The 3,430-nt window shown below is 46.4% G+C and carries 2 protein-coding genes; one reads left to right on the top strand and one right to left on the bottom strand.

Going from position 1 to position 3,430, the window contains the following annotated elements; all coding sequences use genetic code 11:
- Window positions 1-203 precede the first annotated feature (203 nt).
- Window positions 204-347 (bottom strand): hypothetical protein, encoded by a 144-nt coding sequence (locus F6K20_RS29995; protein WP_229414379.1) that lies wholly within the window; start codon window positions 345-347, stop codon window positions 204-206.
- Between the two features lie 164 nt (window positions 348-511).
- On the opposite strand from F6K20_RS29995, the gene secA reads away from it, so the two are divergent.
- The gene (secA, locus tag F6K20_RS29990) at window positions 512-3,406 is read left to right on the top strand and encodes a preprotein translocase subunit SecA (protein WP_287297134.1); all 2,895 of its coding nucleotides are present in this window, start codon (window positions 512-514) and stop codon (window positions 3,404-3,406) included.
- The last annotated feature ends 24 nt before the right edge of the window (window positions 3,407-3,430 follow it).

Genomic DNA, 3,430 nt, shown 5'->3' with positions numbered 1-3,430 from the left:
TTGATTTTTTCAGAGGAATTGTCTTTTACCTCAGAAAAGTCCAGCGAGAAGGATTAAAATCCCTGACACCATACCTTTCAAAAAGAATGATTACTTACCTATTCCGGCGATTAATTGTTTTAATTTCTCCTTGGAAGAGTGACTCGATCGCAGGAATGGAAAAGCGATGATGGGATGTAAGCATTCAGCGGTCAGCGGTCAGCTTAAACTAAACCTTCCGTAGCGTCCGCCGTTCCCGTAGCGTGGGCGTAGCCCATTAGCTGATAGCACCTCAAGTAGCGTGGGCGTAGCCCATTAGCTGAATGCTGAATGCTGAATGCTGAATGCTTAAGATGGGATGATGGCATGATGGGTATCCCAAGCAAAAGAATAAGGTATAGTTGGGTCAGTGCTGAATTACCTATTACCCTATTTTCCCATATTTTGACACAGGAGTTTGGTAGTATATCTATAAAAGTGTACCTAAACGCACAATTATACATCCCACAACTATACATCTCCCTCTCCTGCTATGCTTAAGAGACTAATTGGTGATCCCAACGCACGTAAGCTCAAACGGTACCAACCTGATGTTGTAGAAGTTAACCTCCTCGAAGAAGACATCCAGCAACTATCGGATGAACAACTCAGGGGCAAAACCACAGAGTTTAAACAGCAGCTGGAGAAAGCCAACACTAGTCAAGAGCGTGATGAAATTCTTGATCAAATTCTGCCAGAAGCCTTTGCTGTAGTGCGGGAAGCAGGAAAGCGAGTGCTGGGTATGCGTCACTATGATGTCCAAGTCATGGGTGGCATTGTCCTGCACAAAGGACAAATCGCAGAGATGAAAACTGGTGAAGGAAAAACCCTGGTGGCTACTCTACCAGCTTACCTCAATGCCATCGATAGTAAAGGGGTTCACATTGTAACCGTTAACGACTACTTAGCCCGTCGGGACGCGGAATGGATGGGACAAGTTCATCGCTTCCTAGGTCTGACGGTCGGGCTGATTCAATCGGGCATGTCCCCGGTCGAGCGGCAAAAGAACTATGCCTGTGATATTACCTATAGCACCAACAGTGAGTTAGGCTTTGACTATCTCCGGGACAACATGGCCACAGCAATGTCAGATGTGGTGCAACGTCCATTTAATTATTGCATCATTGACGAAGTAGACTCAGTACTGATTGATGAGGCCAGAACCCCACTGATTATTTCTGGGCAAGTGGAGCGACCGACCGAGAAGTACATTAAGGCCGCAGAAATTGCCCGCATGCTCTATCCAGAAGATCCAGACAATGCTGAACAACTAGGACACTACGAAGTTGATGAAAAAGCCCGTAACATCTTGATGACCGATGAAGGCTTTATCGAAGCAGAGCAACTTCTAGGGGTTAAAGATTTGTACGACCCCAAAGACCCTTGGGCTCATTATATTTCCAATGCCCTGAAGGCTAAGGAACTCTTTCAGAAAGATGTCAACTATATCGTGCGGAATGGGGAAGTAGTGATTGTAGACGAGTTCACTGGCCGAGTGTTGGCAGGACGCCGGTGGAGTGATGGTCTACACCAAGCCATAGAAGCCAAGGAACGGGTAGACATTCAAAATGAAACCCAAACCCTGGCAACCATTACCTATCAGAATTTCTTCTTGCTCTATCCCAAACTCGCCGGTATGACAGGTACCGCGAAAACAGAAGAAGCGGAATTTGAAAAAATCTACAACTTGCAAGTTACGATTATTCCCACTAACAAACCCTCTAAACGTCGAGACGTTTCCGATGTGGTTTACAAGACCGAGCCAGCTAAGTGGAGGGCAGTAGCAGAAGAATGTGCTGAACTCCATGAACAAGGCCGTCCGGTGCTAGTGGGAACCACGAGTGTAGAAAAATCCGAGTTGTTGTCGGGTCTGTTAGCCGAAAAAGGGGTACCCCATAACCTGCTCAATGCTAAACCCGAAAATGTAGAGCGGGAATCAGAAATTGTGGCTCAGGCAGGACGGAAAGGAGCTTTGACTATTTCCACCAACATGGCCGGGCGAGGAACAGATATTATTTTGGGAGGTAATGCTGACTTCATGGCACGGCTGAAGCTACGGGAATATTTTATGCCCAAAATAGTGCAGCCGGAGGAAGACGAAGCCTTTGCCCCCATAGCGGTAACTACTGCCAAGCCTAAATCGGATGCTGTTGGGTTTGCTCCAGGAAAGAAACCGAAAAGCTGGAAAGTTAGCCCTCAGATTTTCCCGACCAAATTGTCCCGGGAAACGGAACAAAGCCTAAAAGAGGCAGTAAATTTTGCAGTTGAACAATATGGACAGCAGAGTTTACCGGAACTAGAAGCAGAAGAGAAATTAGCGATCGCTTCAGAAAATGCTCCCACCAATGACCCAGTTATTCAAAAGCTGCGGGAAGTCTATAAAGCAATTCGAGGGGAATATGACGCATTCACCACCCGAGAACATGATGAGGTGGTAGAAAAAGGTGGCCTGCACGTTGTTGGTACTGAACGTCATGAATCCCGCCGTATTGATAACCAGCTCAGAGGACGAGCTGGACGGCAAGGGGACCCCGGTTCTACCCGATTTTTCCTCAGTTTGGAAGACAATCTGCTGCGGATATTCGGAGGCGATCGCGTAGCAAAAATGATGGATATGTTCCGGGTTGAGGAAGATCTGCCCATCGAATCCGGGATGCTCACCAGCTCCTTAGAAAATGCCCAGAAGAAAGTGGAAACCTTCTACTACGATACCCGGAAGCAGGTATTTGAGTATGACGAGGTAATGAACAACCAACGGCGGGCAATTTATGCAGAAAGACGGCGAGTGCTGGAAGGACTAGACCTCAAAGAACAAGTCATCCAGTATGCCGAAAAGACTATGAGTGATATTGTAGACGCCTACGTTAACCCAGAGTTACCACCAGAAGAGTGGGATTTAGAGAGCTTGGTAGGAAAGGTCAAAGAATTTGTCTACTTACTGCAAGATCTAGAACCACAGCATCTAGAAGATATGACGGTTGGGGAAATCAAAACCTTCCTCCATGAAGAAGTCCGCAAAGCCTATGATATCAAGGAAGCTCAAGTCGATCAAATCCAGCCAGGACTAATGCGGCAAGCTGAGCGATTCTTTATCTTGAATCAAATCGATAACCTCTGGCGAGAGCATTTACAATCCATGGATGCCCTACGGGAGTCAGTGGGATTACGAGGTTATGGCCAAAAAGACCCCCTGATTGAGTATAAGCAGGAAGGCTATGAGATGTTCTTGGAAATGATGATCGATATCCGCCGCAATGTGGTATTCTCCCTGTTCCAGTTCCAGCCACAAAATTCAACTAAGTCTATAGGTTCGGGTTGTAAATCTAGTTGCTTAAATTCTGTCTTGTTAATAAATAGCACATCATCCACTAAACCAGTCAGTTGCTGAACCATGGATTGGATACGTCTACAA

It is taken from the genome of Moorena sp. SIO2C4 (assembly GCF_010672485.1).
Taxonomy (GTDB): Bacteria; Cyanobacteriota; Cyanobacteriia; order Cyanobacteriales; family Coleofasciculaceae; genus Moorena; species Moorena producens.
This window is presented reverse-complemented; position numbering and strand designations above follow the sequence as displayed.

Bases quoted from the DNA above. Each gene is read 5' to 3' on its own strand.
- F6K20_RS29995 (WP_229414379.1), bottom strand. From the start codon at position 347: ATGCCATCATCCCATCTTAAGCATTCAGCATTCAGCATTCAGCATTCA.
- secA (WP_287297134.1), top strand. From the start codon at position 512: ATGCTTAAGAGACTAATTGGTGATCCCAACGCACGTAAGCTCAAACGG.